The sequence below is a fragment of the Peptococcaceae bacterium genome (assembly GCA_024655825.1).
Classification (GTDB): domain Bacteria; phylum Bacillota; class Peptococcia; order DRI-13; family PHAD01; genus JANLFJ01.
In genome coordinates, this window is record JANLFJ010000018.1 from 52,342 (window position 1) to 59,125 (window position 6,784).

Sequence of the window (6,784 nt, forward strand, 5' to 3'; positions counted from 1 at the left end):
ACAATTTTATCACCGGCGCCTGTTATTATTATTCAAGGAAAGAGTTCATCCCTAATTATCCTTGATCATGCTGTGAGCGTCAAGTGGCTCCCAATTCATCTTCAAATCCATTTTCGCAGCAAGCCCCGGCATCAGGCGGACCAGAGCCAGTGCTGCCAGGTAAACGGCCGCTTTTTCCAGAGGCCAAAACAGCTTCAACAGCGCGACCACCTTGAAAAACAAGGATCGTTCCTGGGAAACATCGACCAGAACAATTATATCCTTGTTCTCCAGTATTTTTATCAAATCACGCGCAGATAAAATAATTAACCGCGCCTGACCGCCCGCGCCAAGTGTATATAACTCGTTTCCTTTTGGGTCTTGCCCTATGTAATAAAACCTGCCCACCTTTAAATCCCGGTGAGCGGCAAAAAAGGGTAAACACGCCACCTCCGCGGCTTTCGCATTTCGATAAATCTTCCCGGCAAGGTAGGAAGCAGCCGCCACGGATACATAACAACCAAGCTGGTCAAGAAATATTATTTTCACATAACCTTCCTGCCTCTTTTAACAAACGCTGTTTCACCCGGCCAACCAGAATAATAAACCTGTAATAGGCACGACGTGTTCCGTAAAGAACAATTTTTCTGCCTACCTTATTTAAACCGCATTGGCGGGATAAAAAACCCCCGATTACCATCCAGGCATTGACATAAGGCATAGTATCGATAAAAATAACTTCTTGGTCGTTTATTCCCGCTATGCGCAAAAAAGAACGCATAATCATCTCATAGCCTGTCCCTAAATTGCGCTTGCCGGCCACATATATTTCGTTTCCGAACTCATCAATTCCCACAAAGCGGAGCCTGCCGTGATCAGGGGCAACCTGAGCATCAAAATACGGCAAGCTGAGCAGTTCGCTGTCCCTGGGCGTCTTATCCCCCGGTAAGATTCGTAAATGGATTGCGGCCGCCGTTACCGAAGAATGCGAACCTCCAAAGCAGTTATAAATAATTTTCAAAGACGCACCTGTTTATTCCTTATCGTTTTTTCTTTTAATTCTTTGAGGCCCCAGGTAATTGGAGAATTCCCTGCCCAGTCCGGATAGTTTTTCCAGCGATCCCTTAATGCTGCCTGTGCTGATCAGTAAGAATGCCCCGCCGCCAATTATAACAAAGACAGCTAGCCAGAGCAGCGCTCGTCCAGCCCCGGTTCTGACAGGGCCGGCCGCCGGACCCTGCACGCCGGGCCCCACAGCACCCAGCACCTGAGGCAGCCCATCGGCGAAAAGAGCGGCCCCATTCTCTGCGTCATTCTTGCTGTTGGTATGGGTTCCCACCTCAATCAAAATAGCCCGCGGTCCCAGGTCCTGGTTATAATTTCCTTTAGCAATGAAAATGCCTTTAATCAAGCCGGGGTACTTTTTATCAAAATATGCCTTGAGCTGTTTTGCAAATTCAAGGTTAGCCGACATATGAGGATTCTGCCGCCCGACCACAAGCCTCACTTTGGCAGCCTGTTCCCCTTTAACAACAGTCTTGTAATGATTGGGGTCCGGAACGCCGTCCCGGTGCACATCAATTAGAGCAAGCGGATTCGTCTTTAAAAGCTGGACAGCTGTCCGACGTGAACGGTGGTAAGCGTTGGCGTCATGAGGTTCATGCCTGTTGTAACTGATCTGGGCATCGATTCCATTTTCTTTTAGTTTTCTGGCCAGGGTACTCCCTACATCCATGATCCCGCCCCGGCCGGGTTTGCTTTCCGACCCTTCGGAAGGCACATATGATTCGTCGGAATGGGTCATGTAAATGCCGACCTTTTTCGTCGAAAGCGCCACTTCCATAACAGCGGGCTGGTCCCATTCCTCGCGCCAGTTGATGCTTTCCCTGCCAACCAGTTCGCAGGAAGCCCTGTTGTTTTTATTGTCTACGCTCACTACCTTATAGCGGTTGTTGTTTTCAAGAATAACCTCATCGCCGATAAAAACCTCATGAACTGTCTGGTCTATTTCCCGGCCGTTTTCATCCTCAAAAACGAAATATTTGCCGTCGGCCATTTCGCCTTCCCATTTCCCCAGGCTGTCAAGGAGGCCCACGTCCAATCCAGCCCTGGCCAGGGTATTGTAAACCTGCGGATTGCTCTCATAGAAATACAGTGCGGCACCAACTACAACGAAAAAAAGACCAAGAAAGAGGACAATCCTGTTTATCCGGTCTCTCATTTGTCCTCACCTTCCAATCTATTATCTGTTATGCTTTTTCCTGTTTCATCCTGCGTCTTCATAACCTCTTCACCTTTGCTGTCTATGCTCTTTAAATTGCCGACCAGGCGAGGGTCGCGTCCCTTTTCAACCGGGCCCCCCTGCAAACGTTCCCGTGTTTCTCCGATCAATTCGGCCAGCAAAACAGCCACCAGCCCGGCCACAACAACAGAATCGAAAGCTCCAGCCCCACCGATATTGACATTACCAGGCGTCCCGGTCATGCCCAACCAGACCCAGTGAACAATGTCCAGTCCCAGGACCCCAAGAGTCGCGGCAACAAAAGCCGACCGGCGGGAACGTCCCACCAGGTATGCCGTTGCTCCTCCCACCAGAGGGTAAAGATAGAGAGGATCGATGAAGATATTCCTGCCGCCCGGATCTCCGCTTACCAAACCGCCTATGAAGAAAATAACAGCGGTTGTAGCTATGGTGGCTGCAAGCGCCCTCACCCATTCTTTAGTTGTCCCTGCCGACCTGAGAAGGTATACGGCAAGCCCTATAGGAACCAGCGCTCCGCCTGCATTGATGGAAACCGTGGTTTTACCTCGCATGATTGGAATATCAATGAAACTGCCTATAATCAACGCGGCAATAACCGCTAAAGCGGCCTTGTCCGACAAACGCATCCTGTCCAAAAGCCGCTGGGCCAACCCGAAATAAATCAGGATCGAGACCACCACAAGGATTATCAACCCTAAAGGCGCCCTATTCAAATAATCATCCTCCCTTAATTACCGTATTCCTCTACCGACTGTTAATATTCTGTTTAAATCGCGCGAATCCGGCACAAGACTTCTTTGTAGCGTAGATTTCCCTGATGTAAGGGTATTTATACATCCTTCCCTTACACATGAAATCTTCCCCGGCGAGGAAGGCTTCACAGGTGAATACACTTCAATAATTTTATGTAATATAATGCTAATGGAGTTTAAAACTTTATACGTCATTCACTATGTAAATAATAATGAAACGGAGTGATTAAACTGATAGAAAGGCCAGCTCTCGACTCACAATATACCTGGGATTTAACTGCCTTATACCCGTCTGACGAGGAATGGGAAAAGTCCCTCCAGGAAATAGAGGAAGTCACCGCCAGAATTATCGAAAGAAAAGACCGCATCACAGCCTCCGCCGGCGATCTTTTTGAAACCCTGACCTTTATGGACCAGTTGGGTATAAAGCTGGAATGGGCTTGGGGCTATGCAAAAATGTCGTTTGACGTTGATATGGGAAACCCCCGCGCCAAGCTCAATTATGAAAGAATCGACAACCTCTGTGCAAGAATAAGCGACAGCCTGGCTTTTTACGAACCGGAACTGTTAAAACTTGAACCACCTGCTTTTGCGGAATACAAAAACCAGGTCCCCGCCCTTGACAATTACTCCTTTATGTTTGAAAAACTTTTTAAACAAAAAGAACACATCCTGGACACGTCAAAAGAAGAAATTCTCGCCAGAATGAGTTCCCTGGGTTCTTCATTCCACAAAATCTACAACGACCTCACAGTAAACGACCTTGTATTTCCAGAAATTGAAGACGAACACGGCGAAAAAACAGTCGCCAACGAAGTGAATTACCGCAAAATGTTGACTTCATACAACCGGAGTATTCGTGAAAAATTTTTCAAAGGCCTGCTGGGAACTTACGGCTCGCATATCAACTCGCTAACTTCGGTCATTTACGGGAACATTAAATATCGCCGTTATATGGCCAAAACCAGGAAATATCAGTCGTCGCTGGAAATGGCCTTAAAAACCAACCACATCCCCATAGAGGTGTACGATATACTTATCCGTACTATCCGCAGCAACGTCCACCTGCTGCAGCGCTACCTTGAACTCAGGAAAAAACTGCTAGGCTACGACAGCCTTCATTTCTATGACCTGTTCGTACCCCTGGTTAAAGAATTCAAAGAAGAATTCACCTTTGAAGAGGCCAGGGATACGGTCCTCGCCGCTTTGAAGGTCCTGGGCGACGATTATCAAGAGGTACTGCGCGAAGCTTTCTCCCAGCGTTGGCTGGACGTATATCCCAATAAGGGCAAAGTTCCCGGAGCGTACGCCAACGGCATTTACGGGCTCCACCCATATTCCTTGTTAAACTTCACGGGTACCCTGGAAGACGTATTTACCATGGCCCATGAACTAGGGCACGTGATGCATAGTTACTACAGCAATAAACACCAGCCCTATGTAAATTCCGGCTATGCAATTTTTACCGCTGAAGTTGCTTCTACGGCTAACGAGTATTTTCTATACCGGTATTTGCTGGAAAGGGCGAGTGAAAATGACAAGAAAGCCTACCTGTTAAGCATACATCTGGACAGCCTCCGTTCAACCCTATACCGCCAGGCGTTTTTCGCTGATTTTGAACTGGAGATGCACCGCCTGGTCGAAGAAGAAATTCCCCTTACCCCAAAGATCCTTTGTGATAAATACAAAAATCTTTATGAATTTTATCATGGTCCCCAGTTTGTCGTTGACGAGGAGCTTGCTTTTGAATGGGCTCGCATCCCGCATTTTTACAATTCTTTCTACGTTTACCAGTATGCCACCGGTATCTCGGCAGCTATTTGCCTGGCAAAAAGAATAATAGCCAAAGAACCTGGCGCTCTTGACTCTTATCTCCGTTTTTTGGCCCGGGGCGGTTCCGACTACCCCATCAATTTATTAATGGAAGCCGGAGTAGACATGTCCTCGCCTGACCCCATTATCTCCGCTCTGCAAGATTTTTCCGAAACCATGGACCATCTGGAAACCACCCTGAAGTAATATTAAGTAATATTATATTGGATTGTACCAACATTCCGGCTAGCTGCCGCTGGAACCAAATCCCCCTCCCCTGTCTTCTCCAATCCCGGAAACCGACTGGGTCAGCTGCCATTCAACAGCCGGTACGCGCTGGAGCACCATCTGCGCAATCCTCTCCCCCTTTTTTACATGGTATGGTTCGCTTGTTGAAGTGTTCTGCATAATTATTCCAATTTCATCCCTGTATCCCGCATCTATAGTCCCCGGGCTGTTGGGTAAACGGAGCGGGGTTTTTAGCGAAAGGCCGCTCCGTGGCCTGATCTGGATCTCGTAACCGTTGGGAATGGCCACTTTGATGCCTGTTCTCAAAACGACGGTACTTCCCGGCTCAATAACCATGTCTTCCACGGCGTAAATATCCATCCCCGCATCTCCCGGCCTGGCATAACTTGGAACACGCGCTTCCGGGTCACATAACTCCAAAAGAATTTTGACTTTCTGTCTCTTCATCATCCCTGCTCCTTTGTCTTCAAAACTTTTTTGCTGCAGCAGCCAGTATATGTAGTAATTTACAGAATAAAAACCACAATGCAGCAAAGAATAAGGATATAATCAGATTATTATCAAACTGCAAGGGGTTTTAACTATGGACATTATTGAATTGATTGCTGCCTATTTCAGGCCAAAAAAGCAGCATCGCGAATGGCACCTGAAAAACAACGTGGTAATCAGCGTCCGTCCCAACAAGAATTTGCGGCCTTAATTCTTTCCGGTCCGGTTTTTACCGGATTTTTTATTCAATGACTTTTGTCAAATCCTCCGCCGCCTTGACCAGCTTTTCAACCAGTTTCGTCAGGTTTTCCAGGATGGGGTTAACCGCCGTCAGCCTGGCCGCCTGGCTCTGCGACACGCTGCTGACTGTCCCTGAGGCCGCATCAACGGATTCGATGGCTTTTTTAATCCTAACTATGATCTCCGCAATTTCTCCGGTTGACTCATTTGTCATCTGCGACAATTTACACACTTCACTGGCGACCACATTGAATCCTCTGCCCATTTCACCCGCGCGGGCAGCCTCAATCGACGCATTTAGCCCTATCAAATTGGTCCTCCTGGCTATTTGTTTAACCGTGGTGATGATCCGCGTCGTGGCCTCCGCTCCTGCTGAAGCTTCGAGCGAAATAGCTTTCAGTTCCTGGCTGGTGGCTGACAGTTCCTGCGCTTCGGCGGCAATTTCCTGAATCGTCGACTGGATGTTCTGCACAGCCGTTTCCAGTTCCTTTGACGTATCCAGCAAGAACTGTTTGCGCTCAACGCTCTCAGAGACCCCTATTCCCCCGATCACCTCTCCTTGCTCGTTGAGGATCGGTAGACCTACAGCAATGTACGGCTGGCCAAAGAGGCTGGCGTCAATCTCTTCTATAACCCTCTTTTTAGCCTTCATTGCTTTACAGGCAACAGTTCCTTCCTGCACCGGCGTGCCCACTTTAACTTTAAGATCCAGCGAAACAGCGGGATAATAAGCAAGCCACTTTTCGCAATCACAGACAGCCACGCCCAGGTCAGCCTGGGTAAACTGGTTTATGAGAGGGGCCACCTTTAATAAATGATCGAGCATAGTCAGCTCCTGCATGACGCAACTACCTCCCAAAGTCGATATAATAAAAACCATAATAGATAATTGATTAATATATTCTTCCAAAGATTATGTAATCCTTCTGTATTTTTTATTTTATTACCCGAGTTTGGCGACATATTTTACCAAACCCTTATAAATCACGGATACACGGCT

Annotated in this window: 7 protein-coding genes; 1 reads left to right on the forward strand and 6 read right to left on the reverse strand. The window is 47.7% G+C overall.

All coding sequences use genetic code 11. From position 1 onward, the window contains the following. Positions 1-51: 51 nt before the first annotated feature. The 4 genes from NUV48_08620 to NUV48_08635 are packed head-to-tail and all read right to left on the reverse strand — an operon-like array spanning position 52 to position 2,955. Positions 52-528, reverse strand: a complete 477-nt coding sequence (locus NUV48_08620; protein MCR4442197.1) for a DUF3189 family protein — start codon at positions 526-528, stop codon at positions 52-54. Further along, positions 509-1,000, reverse strand: coding sequence for a DUF3189 family protein (locus NUV48_08625; protein MCR4442198.1), 492 nt, complete (start codon positions 998-1,000; stop codon positions 509-511). The genes NUV48_08620 and NUV48_08625 overlap by 20 nt, the downstream gene beginning before the upstream one ends. Before the next feature lie 12 nt (positions 1,001-1,012). Further along, a complete protein-coding gene (locus tag NUV48_08630; protein ID MCR4442199.1) occupies positions 1,013-2,200 on the reverse strand; it encodes a stage II sporulation protein P in 1,188 nt (395 codons plus the stop codon). After that, positions 2,197-2,955 carry a DUF1614 domain-containing protein gene (locus NUV48_08635; protein MCR4442200.1) on the reverse strand — a complete coding sequence of 253 codons (759 nt, stop codon included), beginning with the start codon at positions 2,953-2,955 and terminating at the stop codon, positions 2,197-2,199. The genes NUV48_08630 and NUV48_08635 overlap by 4 nt, the downstream gene beginning before the upstream one ends. Positions 2,956-3,216: 261 nt before the next feature. On the opposite strand from NUV48_08635, the gene pepF reads away from it, so the two are divergent. Continuing rightward, positions 3,217-5,013 carry an oligoendopeptidase F gene (gene pepF / locus NUV48_08640; GenBank protein ID MCR4442201.1) on the forward strand — a complete coding sequence of 599 codons (1,797 nt, stop codon included), beginning with the start codon at positions 3,217-3,219 and terminating at the stop codon, positions 5,011-5,013. Between the two features lie 39 nt (positions 5,014-5,052). Here pepF and dut read toward each other — a convergent pair whose 3' ends face one another. Both dut and NUV48_08650 read right to left on the reverse strand, forming a co-directional pair. Next, positions 5,053-5,505, reverse strand: a complete 453-nt coding sequence (gene dut, locus NUV48_08645) for a dUTP diphosphatase (GenBank protein MCR4442202.1) — start codon at positions 5,503-5,505, stop codon at positions 5,053-5,055. 280 nt (positions 5,506-5,785) lie between these two features. Beyond that, positions 5,786-6,436, reverse strand: coding sequence for a methyl-accepting chemotaxis protein (locus NUV48_08650; protein ID MCR4442203.1), 651 nt, complete (start codon positions 6,434-6,436; stop codon positions 5,786-5,788). Positions 6,437-6,784: the final 348 nt, after the last annotated feature.